Genomic DNA, 24930 nt, shown 5'->3' with positions numbered 1-24930 from the left:
GGAGATGACATCATGGAGTATAATGTAGTTGAAAAGTTTGCAAGCATAAACGGCGAAGGTCCAAAGGCGGGGCAGCTGGCTGTGTTCATAAGGTTTGCGGGCTGCAACCTAAGCTGCAGGTACTGCGACACAAAGTGGGCAAACGAGGCGGATGTAAAAGCTGAAAAGATGAGTGCGCAGGATATCCATGAATACATCAAATCAACAGGGATATCTAATGTAACGCTCACGGGAGGAGAACCGCTCAATCAATACGGCATCAGGGAGCTTCTGGACAGATTGGCAGATGACAGCTATATTGATGTGGAGATAGAGACAAACGGCAGTATCGACATAGAGCCGTTCTTGAACATATCGCCCAGGAGGCCGTCATTCACGCTGGACTATAAGCTTGGAAGCAGCGGAATGGAAGCATACATGGATACGGAGAACCTCAGCTGCGTATCCAGGCAGGACACTGTCAAGTTTGTTGTAGGCAGCATTGACGACCTAGAGAGGGCAAAAGAAGTAATCGAGGAGTATGACCTTGACAAGAAAACTCGAGTCTACTTAAGCCCTGTATTTGGTGAAATAGAGCCTGCCCAGATTGCAGAGTACATGAAAAGCCACTATATCAACGGTATTAGCCTGCAGCTGCAGCTGCATAAGTTCATATGGGACAAAGACAAAAGGGGGGTATAGCATGAAAAGTGAAAAAGCGCTAGTTGTTTTCAGCGGCGGGCAGGACAGCACCACATGTCTCTTTTGGGCTAAGAATAGATTTGCCGATGTAGTTGCCCTTTCGTTCGACTACAACCAAAAGCATGTACTCGAGCTGGACTGCGCAAAAGCCATATGCCAAAAGTACGGGGTTGAGCACCACTCGATGAATCTGGGACTTCTTGGGGAGATTACTTCCAACTCGCTAACAAGAGCTGACATGGAGGTCGACAAGGAAGTCGAGGAGGGCAGCCTTCCAAACTCATTTGTGGACGGAAGAAACATGCTGTTCTTCACTTTTGCGGCCATATTCGCAAAACAAAAGGGCATCAGGCACATAGTCACAGGCGTGTCGCAAAGTGACTACAGCGGCTATCCAGACTGCAGGGACATATTCGTTAAATCGCTCAACGTCACAACAAACCTCGCTATGGAATATGACTTTGTTATGCACACTCCGCTTATGTGGCTAGACAAGGCGCAGACATGGGGACTTGCAGATAGGCTTGGGGTTTTGGATGTAATAAAAAACGAGACGCTCACATGCTATAACGGTATCATCGGAGACGGGTGCGGGGAATGTCCGGCATGCAATCTTAGAAGCAAAGGCTACGAAAAGTACATGGAGTCAAAATTATAAAGAGCACAGTTTGGTGTCGCATTATATATTAGGGCGGATTCTTCGGAGTCTGCCTTTTTCGATTTGGGTAAAAAAGAAGCTGTCCATTCAGGAGTTGATTTCCTGATCAGAGACAGCTAGCTATTCTTTCTATTTATTCTCCTCTTCAGGTGCCTTGACATACGATATTGTGGTGCTTAAGTTGCTATGGCCCATTATGCCTGCCAACTTGTGCAGGTTAGTACTCTGAGCGTTCTTGTAGCCGAAGCTGTGGCGGAACGAGTAGGCGCTCAGACCTTCAAGGCCCGCAAGCACCATGTATTTCCTGACTATATACCGCACGGCCCTCTCGGTCAGTTTTTCCCCGGTTTTCTCGGAGCGGAAAAGAGGAGCGTCCCCCTTTGCGTCTTGAGAAGAGACATACCTTTCAAGGGCAGAAGCGCAGGCATAATTAAGCGGGATTTTCCTTGTCTGGCTTCCCGAAGAAATGCTTGCCGAGCCGCTCTTTTTGGATACGCTTATGTCGGAAATCGTAAGGCTACACACTTCTCCTACGCGAATTCCCGTATGTATCATGAGTTTTAACATAGCCTGGTCGCGCAGAGTGCCATGGGACTTTACCGTATCGAGGAGGCGTTTTTCTTCATCCTGCGTGATTTCGCGCGGCTTGCCCTTTTGCACAGGGCTGAGCCTAATGTGCTTAGCCGGATTACGTCCTGAAATGCCTGTGTGATACGCCCAGTCGAAGAAAAGCTTAATCGTTGATAGCCTTCTGTTGATAGTCGAAGGTTTAAGGCTAAGATTCTGCATTGCCTCCTTGTATGTTTCAAGTTCTCTGACGCATATCTGATCGAAAGAAAATATGAGCACATTCTGGCATGTATCCATGCCCTGATATTCATGCCATCCTATGAAGTGTTTAAGGTCGGCAGAGTATTCCTGAATCGTCTTTGAGTTAAGATTTTTTTCTGAAAGTGATGAAATGAAGCTGTTTATAAGCTCCCTGCCTTCATTTGAGACTTCTCGCATTTTATTCAAAAGGCTACCTCCGAGTATTGACTAATATTAGTGGACATGATATTTTAAATTAGTGGACATCACTCAATCAATTATAAATCAAAAAAAACCATATTTCAATAGATATGCCAATGAGATAGTCAGGCATACATTCAAATATTAGCGGACATTATTGTGTGGTTTTCAGTACGTTTTCAGATGGATGTATATATGGCCGCCTCAGCAACTGGATGAAATAATGACAGGAGGAGCAACAATGGAAATGGCAAGTTTGGAAAAATTATTCTCAATAATGATTTTGGTATATCTAATAGGAGCAGTAGCGCCGCTGCTGATGAAAAGGCAGCAGGCATTGGCCAACCATATCACAGGGGTGCTTTGCAGCATAGGTGGTATTCTCGGCTTAAGCTTATCTTTGACAAAGCTGAGTGGAAATGCAAACGATATGCTGCTTGATACGGCAAGCACCAATATACCATATCTGACTTTTTCAATAGGACTAGACAACATATCAGCATTTTTCATCCTGTCCCTTTCGCTTCTTGCTATAACTGTATCCATTTACTCTATGGGTTACGTTTCTCATTATTACGAAAAGAACAATACATATCTTCTAAATTCCTTATACGCTATTTTTATAACTTCAATGATATTCGTATTTGCTGCCAGAAACATGGTTACGTTTTTTGTTGCCTGGGAGCTCATGTCGCTCGTTTCATATTTTTTAGTGATGTACGAATCCGAAAAGAAAGAAACTCTGCACGCAGGTACGCTCTATATAATTATGACGCATATCGGAACGGCTTTTTTGCTGGCTGCGTTTGCAGTGATATACGCCTATACAGGCAGCTTTGAGTTTACGGCTGCGGCTGCATCGCTTCCAGAGGGCATAAAGAACGCTCTATTCGTGATGTTCCTGATTGGATTCGGAGCGAAAGCGGGCATAGTGCCGCTTCACATATGGCTGCCGTATGCTCACCCTGCGGCTCCAAGCCATGTGTCGGCGCTAATGTCGGGGATAATGATAAAGACTGCCATATACGGTATTTTGCGTTTTGTGTTTGAAATCCTCGGAGCAGACGTTTTATGGTGGGGAGTTACGATTCTTGTTGTAGGCATACTTTCTGCGGTAATCGGTGTGGCATATGCATATATGGAAGGAAACATAAAGCGCATGCTGGCGTACAGCAGCATAGAAAACGTAGGCATCATATTAATGAGCATAGGCATTGCAGGAATGGCTGCTTACGCTGGAAATGCAGTGCTTGAGGCGCTGGCTCTGACTGCTGCAATGGTACACTGCTTCAATCACACAATTTTCAAGGGTCTGCTTTTCATGTCCGCGGGTTCTGTGCAGTATGCAACCCACACCAAGCAGATGGATGAGCTTGGGGGGCTTATGAAGACAATGCCGCTTACAGGACTGTTCATGCTTGTAGGATCGCTTTCTATTTCGGCGGCAGTTCCCTTCAACGGATTCATAGGAGAGTGGCTGACATACCAGGCGTTCATAGTGAGCATAGGCTCTGCCATAGGAACAAGCAGCTTGGCGGCTGTAATGGGAGCAGCTTCCCTTGGCCTTGCAGGGGCGCTTGCGGCAGGCTGCTTTGTCAAGCTCATAGGAATTTGCTTTATGGGAAGCCCGAGAAGCTCGCATGCACAAAAGGCTAAGGAAGTGCCTGCTGCAATGTACATCTCAAGCGGCTTTCTGGCTCTGCTTTGCCTCGCAATGGGTATGTTTCCAAGACCACTGATAGGTATAGCAGACAGCGCGTTTTACTCACTCAGCGGGGTTTCAATATCACAGAGCCTTGGGGGATTTGGGGTTGCGCCTGTATTTAGCCTGAGTCTGGACGCATCTAATATAACCCCGTTAGCAGCAGTTATAGCAGGTGCTGCGGCGGCACTTGCAATAGCCGCTATAATGACAGCCGTGGGCGGTAAGAGGCAAAGCAGGGTTTACAATACGTGGGATTGCGGTTTTGAAAGGCTAAATCCGAGGATGCAGTATTCATCGACAGGTTTTTCTAATCCAATAGGAATAGTTCTGAAGCTTCTCTTCAGACCGGTAAGGGAGCTGCAGATAGACGAAGGAAGCATAAGGTACAATCCCAAGAGCATCAAATATACGCTCAAGACTGAGAGAATATTTGAAAAATACATGTACGAACCTGTCTCAGAATTCTTCAGCCGGATATCTGTGATAGCTAAGATTTCAGTACAGACAGGAAGCATACACGGATACCTGATGTATATTTTTGTGACTGTGTTTGCCTTCATGATATACAACACCTTGGTTTAACGGAGGGATTCAATTGGCGGATTTGGCATACTATGTTATTCAGATGGCACTTTTCATACTCATAGCGCCGCTGGTAGGCGGGATTATAAAAAAAATAAAGGCCTTTACGCAGAAGCGGAAGGGGGCTCCTGTATATCAGGTATATCTTGACATCATAAAGCTTTTTACAAAGGATACAGTTGTATCCAATCAGGCATCGTGGGTTTTTACTGCCACGCCATACATTGTGTTTGCATCTGCTGCAGCGGCATGCGCCTTTGTTCCGGTTTTGCCGGGAATTGCCATGAAGCCGTTGCCCGGGGATATTTTCATGGTAATATACATACTCCTGCTTGGGAAATTCTTCATGGCAATATCAGGGCTCGATACGGGGAGCACGTTCGGAGGCATGGGCAGCAGCAGGGAGATGATGATAAGCGCGATTTTCGAGCCGTCACTTATAGTTGCAGTGATTACCCTGGGATTCTCAGCCAAGAGCACTTCGCTTGGGGACATCATGCTCCACTCGGCCCGGCTGGGGCCTGCCATAGTCCAGCCGTCCTATATGCTGCTGCTGGTTTCGCTAGTGCTGATACTTATAGCGGAATCTTCAAGAATACCATTGGATGACCCTTCTACGCACCTTGAGCTCACAATGGTGCATGAAGCCATGATTCTTGAATATTCAGGAAGGTACCTGGCGCTCATGGAGCTGGCTTCGCTTATAAAGCAACTGATATTCATAACAATAATAGCCAATGTGTTCATACCTGCAGGTATTTTAGTTTATGCGGGATCAGGTTTTGCGGTGTTGATGGTTTCGCTGCTTGCTTATGTAGCGAAGGTGGCAGCTATTTCAGTAGCGGTGGCATGCATAGAGGCTAGCACTGTCAAGCTTAGGTTTTTCAGCATACCGAATCTTGCGGCACTTTCCTTTATCGCTTCTTTCGTAGGATTCCTGCAGTATTTCACAGGGGGAGGCAATTGATATGGAGATAATGCAATTATTGTCAGTACTGATACTCTTGTCATGCTTTGTGCTTGTAGCCAACAAGAGGACCAAGTCCTACATAAGGACATTCCAGGCTCAGTCTGCACTTTTGGCTATTGCGGCATTCATTCTGGGCATGGAGAACTTAAGCGGTCATGGCGCAATAGAAATAATGTTTGTGTGCCTGCTCATAGTGACACTCAAGGTCTACTACATTCCGAAGCTTCTGAGCCACACCTTCGCAAATGTGGACTACAAGGTTGAAAAGAACTTTTTCTACAACATACCGCTGCTGGTGCTCGTTAGCTGCGCCATAGCAGTATTCAACTATTTTTCGATATCATCGGCAATTGGCGGGAAACCGACTGAGCTTGGCATGTACCTGGCCAACTCCGTATCTGTAATATTCATAGGTTTTTTCTTCATGATAAGCAGGAAAAAGGCGATAGGCCAGATAGTCGGACTTCTCGTAATGGAAAATGGCATATTTGTGGCCGCACTTTTCGCTTCTGGGGGCATGCCTGTGCTTGTGGATGTGGGAATATTCATAGACCTTATAACCGCAGTTATAATAATGGGGATAATGGTGTTCAAGATAAACGAGGAACTGGAAACTACTGACATAAATAAACTCAAGAGGTTAAGGGGATAAGGGAATGATATCATATCTGTTGCTGTTACCTTTAGTATCTATAGTAGCCTTCTGGCTGGCAAAGCGCGCAAGTCAGATTTTTGCGCTTGGTATTGCGGCAGCACTTATAATGCTGTCTGCAGGGGTGAAACTCTCGATTGATGTGGCCGCTCTTGGACATGTAAATAAGAGATATTTAATGAACTTTTATGTGGACAGCCTGAGCATAATAGTGCTTGATCTTGTGCTGGCTGTATCGCTTTTTGTAATTATTTATTGTGCAGGCTACTTTAAGAAGGAGCTCGAGCGCGGCAAGACAGACATAAAGAGGCTCAGGCTATTTTACTCGCTGCTGTTTGCATTTATGTTTTCTATGATACTTCTTCTTACTACGCCTAACATGGGGATAATGTGGATAGCAATTGAAGCTACAACGCTGGCATCTGTGTTTCTAGTCGGCTTTGAAAACAACAAGCGTTCGCTGGAGGCTTCATGGAAGTACATAATCATATGCTCTGTGGGGATAGCAATAGCGCTTCTGGGGATAATACTGCTTCACATTTCATCCATAGGAATTATAAAGGATGCCGGAACGGATCTATCATGGACTTATCTGTATGAGCATGCGAAAGAGCTTGATGTCAATCTGCTAAGGCTGGCTTTCATATTCATGCTTGTCGGATTTGGAACAAAGGCCGGTCTTGCCCCAATGCATACCTGGCTTCCGGATGCCCACAGCCAGGCTCCGTCGCCTGTCAGCGCAATGCTTTCAGGAGTACTGCTCAACAACGCCATGTACGGGATAATGAGAGGCCTTGCCATACTAAACAAAGCAATGGGAAGCGGCAGCTTTGCAGGAGCAGCCCTTATGGCACTAGGACTGCTTTCAATATTAACGGCCGCGGTATTTATACTTACACAGCGAGACTACAAGAGGCTGCTTGCATATTCCAGCATTGAGCATATGGGGATAATAGCCCTGGGACTTGGAGTGTTCACTCCGGCATCAGTGCTTGCGTCGCTAATGCACATGATAAACCATTCTTTCACCAAGTCGATGCTTTTCCTTTCAGCCGGAAACATATATCAAAGGTACGGAAGCAAGGATATTTACAAGGTGAAGGGCCTTTACAAGTCAATGCCGATAACCGGAGTGGTGTTCATGCTGGGGATATTTGCAATTACAGGCATGCCGCCCTTCAGCATATTTTCAAGCGAACTCGGCATGGTTGTAGCGTTGTTCAAGAATGGCAGCTATTTTGCGGGAGCAGCTTTTCTTTTCCTGCTTGCACTCGTGTTTGTCGGCTTTGCTGTGACGCTATTTAAGATTTTTTACGGGAATGCGAAAGGGGAACAGCAAAAGAGTTTGAAACCTAGCCCGTATGCTGACATAGTGCTAGTTGCGATGCTTGGAGTAATAACTGTGACTGGTGTGTTTATGCCTGATGGCGTACTTAAGCTTCTTACGGACGCCCAAAGAATTGTTACCGGGGGATAGAACATGAAAATGGAAGACATTATTGAAGAGCTAAGAGCAGGCTTTTGTGAAAACGGCTTGAATTGCAATATAGAGCACGGAAATGAAATAAGGCTGGACATCAAGGCGGCGGATGTCAGGAGGCTGGCAGAGCTACTATGCAGGGACAAAGGCAAAAAGCTTGCCTGCATGTTTGCCAGCGATGAAACACTTTTGCCATCAGGAGGGTTTGCCATTTACTATGTATTTGCGGATGCAGAAAGAGGAGCCTTTATAACAGCAAGGCTGGCACTCGGCAGCGACAAGCTGAGCTATCCTTCCGTTTCGGACCTAATACACTCGGCATCTTTTTATGAACGCGAAATTCATGATCTTTTTGGAATCAGGGCTGAAGGCAACGACAGCCTAAGGCCTATGGTGCTTCACGGCAACTGGCCCGAGGGAGAATTTCCGCTCAGGAAAAGCTTCGACAGAAGGAGAAAGCCTGCATTTGCTTCAAGAAGGCAGGAGTTCATGAAGGTCAAGGGCGAAGGTGTGTATGAGATTCCGGTAGGACCAGTGCATGCCGGCATTATAGAGCCAGGACATTTCCGGTTCAGCGTTGCAGGGGAACCCATAATAAACCTTGAAGCCCAGCTGTATTTTGTCCATAAGGGCATAGAAAAAATGTGCGAGGGTATGGATTTCAACAAGTGCTTTTATGTTTCAGAGCGGATATCGGGCGATGAGACATTCTCAAACTCATTGGCTTACTGCCAGGCCATAGAAAAGATAGCTTGCGTTCAGATACCAAGAAGGGCTAAAATCACAAGGGTAATATTTGCAGAGCTTGAGCGCCTGACAAGCCATCTGGGAGACCTTGGAGGCGTATGCCTTGACGTAGCCTACGGTTTTGCCACATTCCAATTCAGGATGATGAGAGGTTGGCTGTATCAGATGATTGAGGCTGTCTGCGGCTCAAGATTTTTAAGGAGCGTCAATTCTCCTGGCGGAGTAAGAAAGGATTTTATTGAAGGCAATGAAAAAAGGATAATCGATATGATGGTGAAGATAGAAAAGGAACTGCTTGAAACTATAGATATAATCAAGGCGAAAAGCCTCTTTATTGACAGGGTTGAAAATACAGGCACGCTCAAAAAAAAGGCGGCAATAGACCTCAATGCAACAGGACCCGCAGGCAGGGCATCAGGTGTGCACTTCGATGTGAGGAAGTCATTTCCTTACGAGACTTACGGCGACATGGAATTTGAAATCTCAATGCACAACAATGGCGATGTCAACTGTAGGCTTAATGTGAAGCTTGAAGAATGCTTGCAGTCAATAAAACTTATAATGCAGGGAGTAAACATGCTCGAGAGCGGAAGTGTGCACAGCAGGCTTGAGACCCTTCCTGCGCATGCATCTGCTTTGGGATATACAGAGTCGCCTAGAGGCGAAAATATACACTGGATAATGTCGGGCAAAAACAATGACATATACAGATACAAGGTCAGGACCCCGTCGTTCTGCAACTGGCCGGCGCTTTGCGAGGCTGTAAGAGGAAACATAGTTCCTGATTTTCCACTAATAAACAAAAGTTTCAATCTATCGTATGCTGGAAATGACTTGTAGAGGTGATATATTTGTTTGGAATGATAAAAAAAATTGTTCAATATCCAAGGCTAACTCAAAAATATCCCAAGAAGCCTCTTGATTTGCCTCCTTTCATAGGAAAGCCCGAAATAGACAATTCCAAATGCACAGGGTGCAACGAGTGCATAAAGGCATGTCCGTCAGGCTGCATAGTCAGGGATGAAAAGGGCGAGATGGGTATAAACCTGGATGAGTGCATTTTCTGCGCAAGATGCGAGGATGTGTGCTCAAGCGGGGCGGCCAGAATGACAAGCGAGTTCGAGCTGGCAGAAAGGGACAGACTGCTGCTTAGGAAATCGCCGCTTGTGATTGAGGAGCGGGAGATCCCGGACGAGAGATACGAGCTCATACAAAGAGATGTAAAAGAGAAGATAAAGAAAATATACGGAAGGAGCCTTCAGATAAGGGAGGTCGACGCCGGCTCGTGCAACGGCTGCGACTATGAGATAAACGGCCTCAACAACCCATTCAATGACATAGAAAGGCTCGGCATTCATTTTGTCGCTTCGCCAAGGCACGCCGACATGCTGCTTGTTACGGGAACTGCCACAAGGAACATGGAGCTTGCGCTCATAAAGACATACAACGCAGCGCCAGATCCAAAGCTGGTGGTGGCTGTAGGCGCATGCGCATGCAGCGGAGGCATATTCAGGGACAACTATGCCACAAGAAACGGCATTGACTGCATAGTGCCTGTAGATGTCTACGTTCCAGGATGTCCGCCGAGGCCGCATGCCATAATGTATGGAATATTAAAGGCGCTGGACAGGGTTGACAAAAAATAGCATACTGCACCGCTTAAAATACGAAAAAGATATTGCCAGATATTATAATAGGCAGTGTCTTTTTGTTTTTGGCAAATGCGAATAAATTTTGATTATAATTGAAACGGTCTGGTATAATAAATACCAACCAAACAATGGAGGTGGAACAATACATATGGCGAAAAAAAAGAGAATATTACTCAAGTCGTGCCTGTTTGCGCTTGCAATAGGTGCAGCGCTCCTGCAGACAGGGTGTGACAGCGGCAAGGAAAAGGGGGATCTCAAGTGGTCCTACGAAAAGGCCATAAAAAAACCGATAGAGGCGAGTGCTGGCAACGAGGAGCTGAACCTTGGCAGCATTGAAAAGGACAAGGTTCAGGTAAAGATTCCTGGAAAATCGTTTGACAGCCCGACAAAGCTTAAGCTCTACACACCGGACAAGGTGCCGAACGTTGTTTCCAAGAAATTCGAGCCGATAGGTGCACCCGTTGAAGTACAGTGCGACGCCGAATTCACAAGGACAAACAACCCTGTTCAGGTGACATTCGCGCTCGATAAGAGCACAATAAGCGAGGATACGATGCCCTCGGATTACTGGGTTTCTTATTACGATGGCAACAAGTGGGAGTACATAAGGCCTGACAGTGTGGATCTGGATGCCGGAACAATGACATTCACAACCTGCCACTTCAGCCTTTTCGGCTACGGCAAAATCACCGTGGACCAAAAGATAGAGGAGTACACAAAGAACAAGGCGCTTGCCGACTGGACCCAGAAGGGAATGGACGACAAGGTCAACAAGGCTGTAGAGCAGGCAGTGGATCACATACTCAAGGAAAAGCTAGGCATGAGCGACGAGAGCACCAAGAAGAAGGTGCTTGCCAGCCTGCTCAATGACGACGAATGGGCCAACATGGCCAAGTCTGTTAAGGACGGAGATTACATAACCTTCAATCAGAATTTCAACGTGCTTGTTGGCAAGAAGATAGTGGACAACGTGTCTGAAGGAACTCTTTCTAAGCTGCTCAAGGGCGTCACAGAGGATGATGGAATAGAAACGGTAAAGGCGGCGTCAACTGCGCTTGGATACCTTGCCGAGGGCAGAAAATACGATGCAGCCAAGATAATAGGCGAGAATATTGCAGACAAGTTTGTAATAACCACCGTAGGCAAGGTTGCCATAGCTGCTGTGGAAAACGAAATACAGTCATGGAAAAACAAGGAGGTCGAAGCGGCATACCAGGCCTTCAAAAACGGTGCTTCCCAGAAATGGTGGTGGGGCGGTTACAACGTTGAAAAAGGCGACTTTGACGCAGTATACGAGCAGATGAGAGGAGCTGCAAGGCAGCTTGAGATAGAGGCAGTCAAAAAGCAAAATCAGATACGGGCTGAGGCCGGATATCCGCCTCTTACATCTGAAGAAGAGGATAAAATAAAGGACAAGGTAAGTAAGGATCTGCAGAGCCAGTTTGATAGAAGGCTAAAGCAGGAGGAAGAACTGGCAAAGAAGGAGCAGGAGATAAAGCAGCTCGTCGAGGAGTACAAGGAAAAGGGGCTTCTCGAGAAGGGCTCGTTTGGCTTCGACAAGGGCTACGACATCGAGCAAAGGCTTGACGTGCTGATGCACCTCAAGGACAAGATACTAAAGGATACAAAGAGCAAGGAGCTTATGGCAAGCGGCTATAACAACGGCAAGATAGGCATGGACCACATAATGAGTCTTACTATGATATGGTACACAGAAGGTTATGCGGGCTATGCAAAATACATCAAGGACAACTTCAACATAGAGATATATCCGCCGGCTGAAGCCATGGCAGGCTCATGGAGCGGCAACATGACTATTACTAACATTACGTTCCCTGAATTTGAAACGCAGGAGCAGGAGCAGCAGGCGGAGGGTGACGCGGGCTGCGATTTCAACCTGGACTGGAACGCCATAAAGAAGGAGCTTGAAGCCATGAAAGGCGTTGCAAGACCGATGGTCTTGAACGTTACAATGGACAAGTCGGGCAGCGGAAACGTGACAATAACTTTGGACGGAGACAGCAACGGTCCCATGCCAATAAGCTACAAGAGCGGGCAGGTGAGCTTCACCATTTCGGATGAAAGCGACAGCGCGGTTGTGTTTACAGGCTATGCGTCAGAGGATCAAACCTCATATGGACTTAACGGCAACTTCAAGTTCAAATTCCCAGAATCTCTGGAAAAAGCCGGTCTAAGCATAAGTGGAACTTGGAATGTATCAAAGGCCAAGCAAGCTCCGGCAACAGTACAGTCTTAGTGAAATTTAAAAGCAGGCGTAAGTTATGAACCCTCAAATCAGCATAATGGGATTAAAAATACTGACATTTAACTCTTACAAGCTTTTCATGGCTTTGGCTGTAACAGCTGCAATGTCAGTATGTTACTTATCACTGAGAAAGGAATTGCTTACGAAGAAGCAAGCAACTATTTTGACGGTGACAATAGTAGCGGGCTTTCTAACAGGAGCCAGGCTGCTTCACTACATGCTAAATCGGGCACTCTACATTGAAAAAGGATACAACATAGCAGACATATCAGCTAGCAATTTTGCGCTTTATGGCGGGATTTTCGGAAGCGCATTGCTTGGGGGTCTGGTGGTCATTTTAATGAGGCAGAGGCTTATGAGAATTGCAGATATACTTGTGCCTGCAATATGCGTCGGTATTGGGACTATGAAAATAGGATGTCTTTTTAATGGTTGCTGTTACGGTAAGGAGACAGAGCTTCCGTGGGGAATTAGATTCCCCATGGGAAGTCCAGCTTATTCATACCACTTCAAAGACAAGGCTGCGGACTTCACAATACTCAATATTCCTTTAGAATCGCACGCCGTTCATCCTACGCAGATATACGAGCTGCTTGCTGCGGCTGCAATAATGCTATTGGCCATATATCTTAATAAAAAAGGGCTAAAGGACGGTTTTGTGTTCATGGCCTGCTCGCTTGCATTCACAATTTTCAGGACGCTCAACCACGGCCTTAGGGAATTCAGCTCAGCACAGGCTAACTATCTGATGTGGCAGCCAAGACTTTACGTGGTTATAATGGTACTTTTATTAGTAACGTTTTTATGGATATTTTTTTCGAATGGAATTGGCACAAAAAAGAGGGCGTGAATTTTCATGCCCTCTTTTGATGCCTGCATTGCTGCCTCGGAGAAGTTTAGTTTGAATCCAGATATATTGTCTTTGTTGAAATACTTATTGCATCTTCAATGTCGTGAGTTACAAATACCGAAGTGATTTTCAATTTCTCAAGGAGTTTTTTAAATTCAAGTCGGATTCGCGATTTCAATTCAGCATCCAAGTTGCTGAATGGTTCGTCAAGCAGCAGGAGTGACGGTTCTGGAGCCACAGCCCTAGCAAATGCAACTCTTTGCTGCTGGCCGCCGCTGAGTTCATGAGGATACTTATTTTGTTTGTCTTCGAGTTCAATGAGCTTTAGCATTTCTTCAAGTCTCTGAGCTTTATGTTCCGCACCAAGCTTCCTGAGGCCGAATGTAATGTTTTGAGCGACCGTAAGGTGTGGAAATAGTGCATAATCCTGAAAAACCATTCCGACACCTCTTTTTTCAGGTTGGACAAATATTGAATCACCAGATAGCGTTTGACCGTCTAATATAATATTTCCCTTGAGTGGAGTTTCAAGCCCGGCAATAAGTCGCAGAAGCGTGCTTTTTCCGCTGCCGCTTCCGCCGAGAATTGCGGCAGTAGCCCCTTTCTCTAGTTCCAGGCTGAAGCTGTCAATTATATTGCTGCCGGAATTTTTGTACTTGAAGCTTATGTTGTCAATTTTAAAATGCATTGTGCTCCCCCTTTGAATTTTTTTTGTTAAGCAGCAATATTAAAACTGCACTAATAAGTACTATTATTAATGAAGCTATAGAAGCTTCTTGAACCATCTCATCATTTGCATATTGGAATGCCTTGGTAGATAATGTGTTGAAGTTGAACGGTCTGAGAATTAGAGTAAGAGGCAGCTCCTTGAGTATGTCTACAAACACCAGTATGAAAGCGGAGGCGATGGCGGGCTTTAGCATTTTCATATCAACCTTGAAGAAAGTCTGGGTTATATTCATGCCGAGTGTCCTTGAAGCCTCATAATAGCTTCTGCCGTTTTTTTCAAAGCCTGCGTCAATGCTGTTGTACCCAATAGACATGAATCTAACAACGTAAGCAAATATGAGCATTAAAATGCTGCCGCTTAAAAGCAGTGATGGGGCTGAACTGTTGATGCTCGAATAGAGTGGATGTATTATTCTGTCCAAATAAACAAAAAGTGAAAGCACACCTATTGCAATGACGGCACCTGGGATTGAATATCCGAATGAAATTATGCGTGAATAAGCAATCGAAGCGAGGCCTTTTGATATCCTGCTTGAATTTGCAATAATTATAGACAGTAATGTTATTAAAAGTGCTGCAATTCCAGCTGTCAGTGCAGACTGAAACCCGGCTTTTAGTAAATCTACATCGAATACGCTGGCGTAGGTTTTGAAACTCCAGGATGCTAATTGAAGCAGCGGCACTAAGAATCCCGCCGAGAAAAACAGGGCGCATACAGTTGTTGCACCAAAAGCATGTAAGCCGTGGAGCTTTGTGGCGTTAAGCGGACGTATTTTAGTGCTCGAATACGAAAAGCTGCGTCTGCCACGCAGAAGCTTTTCTAAGATTAAAACAATGCAGACGGCGAGCATGAGGTATGAGGATAGCTTTATTGCCGTCTGGATATCGCCAAGAGAAAACCAAGCCTTGAATATCGCAGTGCTAAGTGCTGGAATGCCAAGATATTTGACGACTCCATAATCATTGAGGACTTCAAGCATTACAAGGCTGACTCCGCCGGCTATCGAAACACGCGAGAGAGGAACAATGACGGCAAAGAATGATGAGATGCCACTAGATCCTAGTAGTCGCGAGCTTTCGAGCATGGATGAAGACTGATTTACGAGAAAAGAGCGTACAAGCATATACACATATGGAAATAAAAAAATTGTGAATATGAACGAAGCTCCCTGAATCGACATTATATCGAAATGTCTGGGATCTATGCTCCAGCTTGTCTGCTGTCTTATGAGAGTCTGAACAGGACCTGTGTAGTCAAAAATGCCTGCATATGTGTAAGCGCCCATATAAGGTGGTATGGAAAGCGGAAGGATTAGTGCCCATTTGAAAAAGCGGCGTCCTGGAAAATCGTACATGCAGACAAGCCATGCAAGCAGGGTGCCTGAAATTGCCGCGGCAATTCCAACAGAAGATATTAGTATGACTGTATTGGAGATATAATCACTCAGCAAATACGCTTTAAAGTGAATCCAATTGCTATTTCCGGGATAGAAAAGTCCGGAAAAAACACTCAGGCTGGGTATCGTCAGAATAAGAATTACAACAATGCTTGAAAGCGACCATATATTCAATTTGTATTTGAGTTTTGAGAAGCCGTTTAATATGTATCTCATTAATGCACATCCTTTGATTATGAACATATGGGGGCAGCTTTCAGGCTGCCCCTGCAGCTATCTATTTCCAGCCTACCTCGCCGAGTATTTCAACAGCTCTCTGGTTAAGTTCTCCAAGCCTTGAAAGTGGTATTTCTTGAGATTTGAATTCGCCCCATGACTTTAGAAGATCTGAAGGCTCAACAGCTGGATTCGCCGGATATTCATAATTCAAATCCGCAAAAATTCTCTGGGATTTTTCGCTTGCAAGAAATTCAATGAACTTTACGGCGTTGTCCTTGTTTTTTGAATATGCTGTTACGCCTGCACCGCTTATGTTAATGTGCGTTCCGTCGCCTGTTTGATCGGGGAAAAATATACCGACTTTTTTTGCAACTTCTACTTCAGCGGGATCTGAAGAGTTAAGCATTTTACCTAAATAGTACGTATTCATTATGGCGATGTCTCCAATGCCGGCCACAACAGCTTTGGCTTGATCACGGTCGTTGCCCTTAGGCGTTTGGGCCATATTTGCGACTATTCCTGATGCCCATTCTTTTGCGGCTTCTTCGCCCCTAAGCTCAATAAATGAAGCCAGAAGAGATTGGTTATATATGCTGTCAGCAGGTCTTACAAGAATTTTGCCCTTCCATTTTGGATTGGCTAGGTCCTCGTATGTAGAAAGCTCGCTCGGATTCACCCTGTCTTTGGAGTAAACAAAAACTCTGCCTCTTACTGTTAGTCCAAACCATTGGTTGTCTGAATCCCTCAAGTTTTCTGGTATTGAAGTTTCAAGATTTTTGCTTTCGATAGACTGAAGAAGGCCTTTTTCTTTGGCTCTGTGGAGTCTTCCCGCATCTGCCGTTATCAGTATGTCTGCGCTTGTATCTTTACCTTCACGGCTTAGCCTCTCAATAAGCTCATCCGATTTGCCTTCCACAACATTAACCTTAATTCCTGTTGTTTCCTCAAAAATGCTATACAGTTCCCTGTCGGTATCATAGTGCCTGTCTGAATATATGTTGACTACCTCTTCTTTATTGCTAACGCTTGTCTTCAAAGAAGAAGGGTTGGCTGTACAGCCGCTTAGTACTGCGGCTCCAATAATAAAACTTGAAATCAGTGAAGCTGTTTTCCTATTCATAAAAACCTCCATATATTTAAATATTATATTTATTGATAATGATTATCAATATCGATAAATATATATAGGTTTAGCCACCCTGTCAATGAAAATGATAATTATTTTCATTTATTTTTTTTCAAAAAAGTAAAAGCGCCGGATCATTTATATGAATCCGGCGCTAAAATGGTGGACAATAGCGTATGGTTATTTATAGCTTATCGATTTTCACAGCCATAATGAAGTCGTTTTCGGAAAGCCCGTGTATTTTGTGGGTTGTAAGCGATATTACAACTTTGCCCCAGGAAAGCTGAATGTCGGGATGATGACCTTCTTCTTCGGCTAGTGCGCCAACCTTGTTTGTGAATTCAAGGGCTTCCTTGAAGTCCTTGAACTTGAATTTCTTTTCGATTTTAACGTCGTTAATGACCTCCCAGCCATCGCTTAGAATATCTGAGAAAACCATTATGTCCGAGTGGTTGAGCGGATTTGTTCCAATTTCGCAAGGAACGCATTTTTTATTTTCAAGCTCTGCTTTCATATAGAATTCCTCCTTAGATATATGACAATCATAAAGTATATACTGCATTGTACAAATAATTTATCGATTTATTTATGCGTTATCTATTTTTTACCCAAAAACTGTACAAGGCATAACATGAGATTTGTAGAGTGTTAATCTGAAATTAATGTGTAAGTCACATCAGATGGGTAAATAATAAGTGTATAGGAAATAAATCTAAGGAGGATGGATTAATGCAAAGAGCGCATGAAATCGACTACAAGCTTTATGGAGATGATCTTCAGCTTGTGGAGATTGAGCTAGATCCGGGAGAAAGTGTAATAGCTGAAGCGGGAGCCATGCTCTATATGGAAAACGGAATACAGATGGAGGCGGTTTTCGGAGATGCTTCAGGCAAAGGCGAAGGGGCGGGCCTTATGGGCAAGCTGCTTGGAGCCGGCAAGAGGGTAATAATGGGAGAGAGTCTTTTCATGACTCTATTTACAAACAAGGAAAGCCAGAAGCAGAAGGTCTCGTTTGCCGCTCCATATCCTGGAAAGATAGTGCCTTTTGATCTGAATGTATACGGCGGAAGGATAATTTGCCAGAAGGATGCATTCCTGTGCGCGGCAAGGGGAATATCGGTGCAGATGGAATTCCAGAAAAAAATAGGAGTAGGACTTTTTGGCGGCGAAGGGTTTATAATGGAAAGGCTTGAAGGTGACGGACTTGCATTCCTGCACGCCGGCGGAACTATAATAGAAAAAGAGCTCAGCCAAGGAGAAGTGCTTAAGGTAGACACGGGCTGCCTGGTAGCATTTACAAGCGAAGTCGACTATGATATTCAGTTCATGGGTGATATAAAAAGCGCCATATTTGGGGGCGAAGGCATAGTTCTTGCAACGCTCAAAGGGCCTGGCAAGGTTTGGCTGCAGTCGCTTCCTTTCAGCAGGCTGGCAGACAGGATGATATCGGCGTCCCGCCATATGGGAGGCGGCGGAGCATCCAAGGATGAAGGAAGTTTGCTGGGAGGTCTTGGAAGACTTCTGGACGGAGACTAAAATATTCAGCGGTGTTATGGCAGTAAAATCTCAAGCTGCATATGATGCCGCTTTTTCATGCCCATCAAAGATTAGAATATAATGAGAAGTGCTTGTGTCTGTTGACATTCAAGCTTTAATGTAATATATTAGGGCTAAAAGAAATAGCAAAAATTTCTAGCGGCTGGAAAGTCAATACATGTATGGAGGTTTAAGCAAAGCGTATGATGGATAAAATAAAAAACAGTCTCAAAGAAATTTTTAGCGAGAGTTTTATGAAAAATGCGAGGAGATTTGGAATATTTGCCATATTCTACACGATTGCATTCATAGCGTTTTTTGGGACTGCAAAATATACGTTCCCGTTCATAATAGCATTCATAATAGCACTATCGCTTCAGCCGTTGACCAAACTGCTAAATGAGAAGCTGAAACTTTCAAATGGAATCACAGCACTTATAGCTTCGTTGCTGGTATATGCAATATTCTTCACCATTCTAACCTTCATTTCATTCAAGGTGGTTTCGGAAGCCAAACAGCTGCTCTCTTTGCTTACAACTCTTAATATTAACGATGTGACACAGCTTGTTAAGGATTGGATGAGCAGATTCGACGTATACTTCAAATATATTGACCCTGATTTTTTAAATAAAAACAGCGGTCAGATTACTGACATTGTCAAAAATATCATGGAGATGGTCGGTAAAGTCCTCAACGGATTATTGTCGTTTGCAGCATCATTGCCGCTGTGGATAGCTATAATGGTCATTGTTATGATATCGACATACTTTTTTACAAGGGATATGGGCACAATAAGGGAAAAAATGTTTGGAATACTTTCGGATAAAGGACAGCAAAGATTCCTGAATGTATGGGATGAAGGAATAAAAATGTTTGCCAGGACGGTCAAGTCATATGCGCTGATTTATTTCATAACATTCCTCGAAACGTTTATAGGATTCTTTTTCGTACTTAAGATAAAATATGCTGTAATATTAAGTGTTGTGGCATTTGTGGTTGACATAATACCTGTGCTTGGAGCAGGTGCGATATACTGGCCGCTTATAATAATATACGCAATATTGGGCAACTACAAGACAGCCATAGGACTTATGATGCTTTACGTATTTGTTGTGGTTGTAAGGAATGTAATAGAGCCAAAGCTTGTGTCAACTTCGCTTGGCATACATCCTGTGCTGCTGCTGGCAGCCATATTTGTAGGTCTTATGACGTTTGGTGCTTCCGGCATTATATATCTTATATTAATGATAGTGTCATACAAGATATTCAACAAGACAAAGCCAAAGCCACATCCCCAACCGCAGATACAGGAAGATACGAATATATAAGCGGCAAAGCGAAAAACAGGCAGAACTCACAAAATGATGTGGGGCTGCCTGTTTTTGAATTGGATGGAGCGGCTTTTAATCGAGTCTTTTTTTGAAGCTTATCGATGCAACCGCTAGTAAAGCTATGCCGAATGCAAGGAGTATATAGACCTCGCTTGCAAGTATTGTAAAGTCTGAGCCTTTTAAAATAATCCCCCTCAATATTTTCAAAAAGTAGGTCAGGGGTATGAAATATCCTGCAACCATTATGGGAAAAGGCATAGATTCTCTTGGAAATATGAAGCCCGAGAGAAGTATGCTCGGCAGCAAAAATAGGAAAGCCATCTGCATGGCCTGGGCCTGTGTCTGGGCTATTGTGGATATTAGTATGCCTATGGAAAGCGAGCATATAACGAAAATCACCCCAAGGAGTATAAGCAGCAGAGTGTTGCCGGCTATGGGCACGTCAAACCAAAATGTGCCGAAAAACAGCGCTATGAGAAAATCAAGCGTACCAATTAAAATATAGGGCACCATCTTTCCGACAATTAGCTCAGCAGGCTTTACCGGCGTGACCATTAGGAGTTCTATAGTGCCGCGCTCCTTTTCCCGTACAAGTGAAAAGGCCGTAAGTATAACGGTGATATTTTGCATAATAAGCCCTATCAGGCCGGGGATTGTGAATTTCGTGCTTTCTAGGTTGGGATTGTACCAGACCTTAGTGCGCACATCAAGGCCCGGCTCGCCACTGCTGAGCTGGCTGGATTGTAATTGGGGCAGCTGCTCTAACGAATAATTTTTAGACAGCAAAAAACCACTTTGTAGAGCTGTTCTTGCTATCGTTGGGTCGACACCGTCTATTATTAGCTGCACATTGGAATCTCCAAAACCGTTAACGGTCTTTGAAAATCCGGAAGGTATGATTATGGCGCATTTGACGTTGCCGGTGTCAATGAGCCTTTCAAGCTCTCCTGTATTCTTTACATATACAGAAGGAACAAAGTAGTTGGATGCCTCAAATTTTTTTACGAGTTCACGGCTTTCCATGCTCTTGTCCATATCCAAGACGGCCATGTCTATATTTTCAACATCTGTGTTAACTGCATATCCAAACAGAAATATGAATATAAGCGGCATCATGACAGCCATGATGAGGCTTGCCCTGTCGCGCCGTATATGAAGAAACTCTTTTTTTATTACGGCCATCAGCCTTTTTATATTCAATGCCTGTCACCTTCTTTATCTCTGAGTATGAATTTCATATCTTCAAATGAAGCTTCCACCTTTTTACCGGTGTCTTCTTCGACATATTTAATGAACACATCCTCAAGATTCCTGGCGTTCTTCTCAGCTATGAGTTCCTTTGGGCTGCCCTTGCCTATTATGTGACCGCTGAATATGAATATGAGCTCGTCACACCCTTCGGCTTCGTCCATGTAGTGCGTGGTTACAATTATTGTTATGCCTTCCTTTGCAAGCCTGTGTATTATCTGCCAGAACACCCTTCGTGAAACGGGATCGACTCCTGATGTTGGCTCATCTAGTATTAGCATCTTGGGCTTGTGAAGCAGTGTGCACCCAAGGGCCAGACGCTGTTTCCAGCCACCGGAAAGATGGCCGGCCAGCTGCTTTTCTCTGCCTTCGAGACCGGCCATTTTAACAATTTGGCTTATTCTTTCGTTTCTTATGTCATCCGGAACTGAATAGACCTGTGCATAAAACCTTATATTCTCAAGAACCGTAAGGTCCTCATAGAGGCTGAATTTTTGAGACATATAGCCTATGCTTTGCTTTATCCTCTCGGACTCCTTTAAAATGTCGTATCCGAATATCTCACCTTCCCCGGAAGTCGGCGTCAGCACGCCGCAGAGCATGCGTATTAAAGTTGACTTGCCTGCTCCGTTAGGCCCGAGTATGCCATATATGCTGCCTTTTGGTATTTCAAGGCTGACGCCGTTGACCGCCACCAGGTCGCCGAAGCGCTTGGTGAGGCTTTTTGTCCAGACTGCCATATTTTCCTTCGTCATTTGGAATCCCCCAGATACACATCCACAAGCACGCCAGGCTTGACAGCATCAATGTGGTCAAGCACCTTGATTTTGACCTCGTAGACTATCTCCTGTTTGTTCTCCTTGGATTCAATGTTCTTGGGCGTGAATTCGCCTTCGGAGGCTATGTAGACCACCTTGCCCTTTATCGTGTCTGCGCTTTCAAGGCCTGCATCCATGGTCACTATATTACCAAGCTTAACAAGGCTAAGGTTCTTCTCTTCGACATATATTTTGACCCACAGATTCGACAGGTTGTTTATATCGGCAATCCTTGTGAATAGAGGCGCGTATTCTCCGCTGAGGTAGTTGAGGGATTCTATAACCCCGTCTGAATTCGCATATACAAATTCCTTGGCTATACTGTCTTCGAGCGATTTGATGCTCCATTGAGAGGCATCTAGATTGCTCCTTGATACATCAATATCCTCCTTGGTTGATCCGTTTTGCACTAGCCGGAGCTGCTCCTGCAGGTATGACAGCTGCTGCCGCGAACTTTCAAGCTTTGCAGCGGAGGCGTCAAGCGCAGCCTTTGCATCCTTGAGTGACTGCTCGGATGTAGCGTCCGAATCGTAGAGCTGAGCTATAGTATTGTAGCTCTCGAGCCTGTAGCTGTAATCCTGCTGATTGCCGCTTACAACGGCTTCCTGCTGGCTGACCTGTATTCTGGCTTTGTCTAACTCCTCGCTTCTTGAGCCTTTTACAGTCTTCTCAAGCGCAGCCTTTGAGGCGCCAGACTGGGCCTTGAGGCGGCCAAGCTCGAACTTGAGCGAATCGACATTTATACGCGCCAGCTTGTCGCCTTTTTTGACGGTGTCGCCCTCCCTGACGAATATCTCTTCGACTATTCCGCCGACCTCGGTGGAAACGCTGTAAGAGTCGCTTTCGACAGAGCCCGTATAGTAGTCCAGATCGGAGCTTTGACAGGCGCTGAAAATAAAAAGGACTGATGCGATGCAGAGTGATACGAGTGATTTTTTCATAGTGAATTACCTCTCTGGAGAATTATATAGTGCTTGATTTAGTGTATTTTCATATGAATATTATAGCACTATTAATTAATTACCCACACCGATGGCAAAACAACTTGTTGCTTTCAAAATTACATTTTTCATGTAAAATAAAGAAAGAGAATATAAAACATTAGGAGGAATAAAAAATGAGTGACAATATAACGCTAACACCAACCCCTATACAAAGGAACGAGTTTGACGTAGCTATAGAGCTTGCCATGTATGTTGCAAGGGCGCAAAGACTTGGGAAGGAAGAAGACGTTTCAGACGTTTTTGTGAGATTCTTTTCACTGGCAAAAGTTCTGGGCGCTACCGAGCCGGCAAAATTGATTAAATACCTACCGGAAGAGCTTCAGAACGGAATAAAATAAAAAAATCGGGGGATTGGAAATATGAAAGCCCTGATAACCTACAACTACGGCGATGAAAAGATGGATGCCGTGAGAAAGCTCGGGTACGAGCTCGTATACAGGCATGAGGACAACATGGTCAACGATGAAGAGACTGATGATGCTGAAATCCTGATATGCTATGACCCATTCCGCACATTCGATATAACCAGGATGAAAAAGCTAAAATGGGTCCAGCTTTCAAGCATAGGGGTGGACCAGGTTTCCCACGACTTCATAAGCGAGAACGGCATCATACTTACTAACAACAGAGGCGGCTACAGCATCCCGATGGGCGAGTGGATAGTCCTTAAGATTCTCGAAATATACAAAAACAGCAGGCTTTTTCATGAAAACCAGAAAAACAGGATATGGAAGCTCAGCAAGAACGTATATGAAATCTATGGCACCACAATAGGATTTCTTGGAACAGGCACAATAGCGCAGGAGGCTGCAAAGAGACTTTCCGGATTTGGAACCAGGTTGATTGGCCTGAATACAAAAGGTAGAGACGCAGAGGGGTTTGAAAAATGTTACCCGCTTGAAGAACTTGACAAGTTTCTTTTGGAATGCGATACTCTTGTGCTTTCAATCCCGTACACCGATTCCACACATCATATCATGGACAAGCAAAGGCTGGGCATGATGAAGGACGGGTCCGTGATAATAAACATATCAAGAGGCAGCATAATAGACGAGAATGCTCTCATCGAAAAGCTGGAGGAAGGCAAGTTCCTCGGAGCGGCACTCGACGTATTCGAGCAGGAGCCCCTCGACAAGTCGTCCAGGCTCTGGGAAATGGAAAACGTGCTAGTGACTCCGCACAATTCATGGGTGTCACAGATGAGGGATGAAAGGCGTTTTGAGATGATCCTAGAAAACCTCAAAAGATACAGGGATAATCAGCCGCTTGTCAATATAGTTGATCTGAAAAAGGGATATTAGAATATAAAAAGGTCTCGCTTGCTACGAGGCCTTTTTATATTCTGTTGGATTTATCTTCTGTTTGATGTATGCTACGAATTCAAGTTCAGACACCAGCATGCCCGCAAATATCAGAATGCAGCCAATTATTCCCTGGTCTGAGAGTACCTCGCCAAGTATTATGAATGCAAAAAACGCTGAGAATACAGGCTCGCCAAGATATATGAGGGCTGCTCTTGTCGGAGTCGTATGCTTTTGCATGGTGTTTTGCACAAGGAAGCACAGCGCCGTTGCAAAGACAGCCATTATTATAATGCACGCCCATACAGTCGTGCCCTGCGGCATGGCAGGAACCTCAAACATAAGGCTGAAAACTGCCGAAAGCACAGACACCACGCCCACTTGTATAATCGAAAGTAGGATAGGGTCGGAAAGCTTGGAGTAGTGGCTAACTGAAAGAATCTGAAGCGCATATCCGAAGGTTGAAATGAATACTATTATATCACCGACATTTACAGAGAAGTCTCCTGCTGCTCCGGAAGTCAGGAACGCCAAGCCTGCTATTGCCATGACAATGCCTATAATGTTTTCGGCTTTGGGTGAATCCTTCAAAATCAGTGCGCTAATAACCGGAACGAGCACTATTGAAAAGCCGTTTATAAAGCCGGCCTTCGAAGCTGTGGTATAGAAAATGCCAAGAGTCTGAGTAGCATAAGCAAAAAAGAGCACAATGCCTATAATCAAGCCGTGCTTTAACGTTGTCCTGTCTGCAGACATGAGCCTCTTCCAGAAAATTGCGGCAAGTATAACGAAAGCCATGAAAAACCTTATTGCAAGGAAACTGTAGGTTCCCGTTGATTCGAGCACAATCTTGCACAGCACGAACGTGGAACCCCAAAGAATAGTAATCAAAAAAAGAGACATGTCTGCCAACATGCTGTTCTTCATAAAAGTCACCTCTATTCATATGAGCGAAACCATTGAAAAA

At 44.7% G+C, this 24930-nt stretch carries 23 protein-coding genes; 14 read left to right on the top strand and 9 right to left on the bottom strand.

Features of this window, described 5'->3' with window-relative positions; genetic code table 11:
• Positions 1-12: 12 nt before the first annotated feature.
• Both queE and queC read left to right on the top strand, forming a co-directional pair.
• Positions 13-681 (top strand): putative 7-carboxy-7-deazaguanine synthase QueE, encoded by a 669-nt coding sequence (gene queE, locus GT589_RS04360; RefSeq protein ID WP_293396556.1) that lies wholly within the window; start codon positions 13-15, stop codon positions 679-681.
• Between the two features lies 1 nt (position 682).
• Positions 683-1339, top strand: a complete 657-nt coding sequence (gene queC, locus GT589_RS04355; protein WP_293396554.1) for a 7-cyano-7-deazaguanine synthase QueC — start codon at positions 683-685, stop codon at positions 1337-1339.
• 129 nt (positions 1340-1468) lie between these two features.
• Here queC and GT589_RS04350 read toward each other — a convergent pair whose 3' ends face one another.
• The gene (locus GT589_RS04350; RefSeq protein ID WP_293396611.1) at positions 1469-2347 is read right to left on the bottom strand and encodes a tyrosine-type recombinase/integrase; all 879 of its coding nucleotides are present in this window, start codon (positions 2345-2347) and stop codon (positions 1469-1471) included.
• A gap of 244 nt (positions 2348-2591) precedes the next feature.
• Between GT589_RS04350 and GT589_RS04345 the strand changes: the two genes are divergently transcribed.
• From GT589_RS04345 to GT589_RS04310, 8 genes are all read left to right on the top strand, one after another.
• On the top strand, positions 2592-4637 hold the full coding sequence (locus GT589_RS04345; RefSeq protein WP_293396552.1) for a proton-conducting transporter transmembrane domain-containing protein: 2046 nt from the start codon (positions 2592-2594) through the stop codon (positions 4635-4637).
• A 13-nt stretch (positions 4638-4650) separates the two neighbouring features.
• Positions 4651-5604: a respiratory chain complex I subunit 1 family protein gene (locus tag GT589_RS04340; RefSeq protein ID WP_293396550.1), complete on the top strand. Its 954-nt coding sequence runs from the start codon at positions 4651-4653 to the stop codon at positions 5602-5604.
• A gap of 1 nt (position 5605) precedes the next feature.
• On the top strand, positions 5606-6259 hold the full coding sequence (locus GT589_RS04335) for a hydrogenase (protein ID WP_293396548.1): 654 nt from the start codon (positions 5606-5608) through the stop codon (positions 6257-6259).
• A gap of 4 nt (positions 6260-6263) precedes the next feature.
• Positions 6264-7736 (top strand): hydrogenase 4 subunit F, encoded by a 1473-nt coding sequence (locus GT589_RS04330; protein ID WP_293396546.1) that lies wholly within the window; start codon positions 6264-6266, stop codon positions 7734-7736.
• Positions 7737-7739: 3 nt separating this feature from the next.
• Entirely contained in the window at positions 7740-9326 is a 1587-nt protein-coding gene (locus tag GT589_RS04325) for a hydrogenase large subunit (protein ID WP_293396543.1), read from the top strand.
• A 20-nt stretch (positions 9327-9346) separates the two neighbouring features.
• Positions 9347-10132 carry an NADH-quinone oxidoreductase subunit NuoB gene (gene nuoB / locus GT589_RS04320; protein ID WP_293396541.1) on the top strand — a complete coding sequence of 262 codons (786 nt, stop codon included), beginning with the start codon at positions 9347-9349 and terminating at the stop codon, positions 10130-10132.
• 154 nt (positions 10133-10286) lie between these two features.
• Complete coding sequence (locus GT589_RS04315; RefSeq protein ID WP_293396539.1) at positions 10287-12395, top strand: hypothetical protein; 2109 nt, start codon at positions 10287-10289, stop codon at positions 12393-12395.
• Positions 12396-12420: 25 nt separating this feature from the next.
• Positions 12421-13254 (top strand): prolipoprotein diacylglyceryl transferase, encoded by an 834-nt coding sequence (locus GT589_RS04310; protein ID WP_293396537.1) that lies wholly within the window; start codon positions 12421-12423, stop codon positions 13252-13254.
• 46 nt (positions 13255-13300) lie between these two features.
• Here GT589_RS04310 and GT589_RS04305 read toward each other — a convergent pair whose 3' ends face one another.
• The 4 genes from GT589_RS04305 to GT589_RS04290 all read right to left on the bottom strand — a co-directional run bounded on the left by GT589_RS04305 (position 13301) and on the right by GT589_RS04290 (position 17239).
• Positions 13301-13942 carry an ABC transporter ATP-binding protein gene (locus GT589_RS04305; RefSeq protein ID WP_293396536.1) on the bottom strand — a complete coding sequence of 214 codons (642 nt, stop codon included), beginning with the start codon at positions 13940-13942 and terminating at the stop codon, positions 13301-13303.
• Entirely contained in the window at positions 13932-15596 is a 1665-nt protein-coding gene (locus GT589_RS04300; protein WP_293396534.1) for an ABC transporter permease, read from the bottom strand. The genes GT589_RS04305 and GT589_RS04300 overlap by 11 nt, the downstream gene beginning before the upstream one ends.
• Positions 15597-15657: 61 nt before the next feature.
• On the bottom strand, positions 15658-16719 hold the full coding sequence (locus GT589_RS04295) for a Fe(3+) ABC transporter substrate-binding protein (protein WP_293396532.1): 1062 nt from the start codon (positions 16717-16719) through the stop codon (positions 15658-15660).
• Between the two features lie 190 nt (positions 16720-16909).
• Positions 16910-17239, bottom strand: a complete 330-nt coding sequence (locus GT589_RS04290; protein ID WP_293396530.1) for a 4a-hydroxytetrahydrobiopterin dehydratase — start codon at positions 17237-17239, stop codon at positions 16910-16912.
• Positions 17240-17454: 215 nt separating this feature from the next.
• Between GT589_RS04290 and GT589_RS04285 the strand changes: the two genes are divergently transcribed.
• Positions 17455-18261, top strand: a complete 807-nt coding sequence (locus GT589_RS04285) for a TIGR00266 family protein (protein WP_293396528.1) — start codon at positions 17455-17457, stop codon at positions 18259-18261.
• Between the two features lie 203 nt (positions 18262-18464).
• Positions 18465-19589: a sporulation integral membrane protein YtvI gene (gene ytvI, locus GT589_RS04280; protein WP_293396526.1), complete on the top strand. Its 1125-nt coding sequence runs from the start codon at positions 18465-18467 to the stop codon at positions 19587-19589.
• 75 nt (positions 19590-19664) lie between these two features.
• Here ytvI and GT589_RS04275 read toward each other — a convergent pair whose 3' ends face one another.
• From GT589_RS04275 to GT589_RS04265, 3 genes are read right to left on the bottom strand one after another with little or no spacing between them, the layout of a single operon-like run.
• Positions 19665-20792, bottom strand: coding sequence for an ABC transporter permease (locus GT589_RS04275; RefSeq protein ID WP_293396524.1), 1128 nt, complete (start codon positions 20790-20792; stop codon positions 19665-19667).
• Complete coding sequence (locus GT589_RS04270) at positions 20789-21595, bottom strand: ABC transporter ATP-binding protein (RefSeq protein WP_293396522.1); 807 nt, start codon at positions 21593-21595, stop codon at positions 20789-20791. Before GT589_RS04270 ends, GT589_RS04275 begins: the two co-directional genes overlap by 4 nt.
• On the bottom strand, positions 21592-22599 hold the full coding sequence (locus GT589_RS04265; RefSeq protein ID WP_293396520.1) for an HlyD family secretion protein: 1008 nt from the start codon (positions 22597-22599) through the stop codon (positions 21592-21594). The genes GT589_RS04270 and GT589_RS04265 overlap by 4 nt, the downstream gene beginning before the upstream one ends.
• Before the next feature lie 176 nt (positions 22600-22775).
• Between GT589_RS04265 and GT589_RS04260 the strand changes: the two genes are divergently transcribed.
• Entirely contained in the window at positions 22776-23000 is a 225-nt protein-coding gene (locus GT589_RS04260; protein WP_025435041.1) for a hypothetical protein, read from the top strand.
• Positions 23001-23021: 21 nt separating this feature from the next.
• Positions 23022-23963: a phosphoglycerate dehydrogenase gene (locus tag GT589_RS04255; protein WP_293396517.1), complete on the top strand. Its 942-nt coding sequence runs from the start codon at positions 23022-23024 to the stop codon at positions 23961-23963.
• 21 nt (positions 23964-23984) lie between these two features.
• On the opposite strand, the gene GT589_RS04250 is transcribed toward GT589_RS04255, so the two are convergent.
• A complete protein-coding gene (locus GT589_RS04250; RefSeq protein ID WP_293396515.1) occupies positions 23985-24890 on the bottom strand; it encodes a DMT family transporter in 906 nt (301 codons plus the stop codon).
• Positions 24891-24930: the final 40 nt, after the last annotated feature.

This window comes from Peptoclostridium sp. (genome assembly GCF_009881055.1).
Taxonomy (GTDB): domain Bacteria; phylum Bacillota; class Clostridia; order Peptostreptococcales; family Peptostreptococcaceae; genus Peptoclostridium_A.
This window is presented reverse-complemented; position numbering and strand designations above follow the sequence as displayed.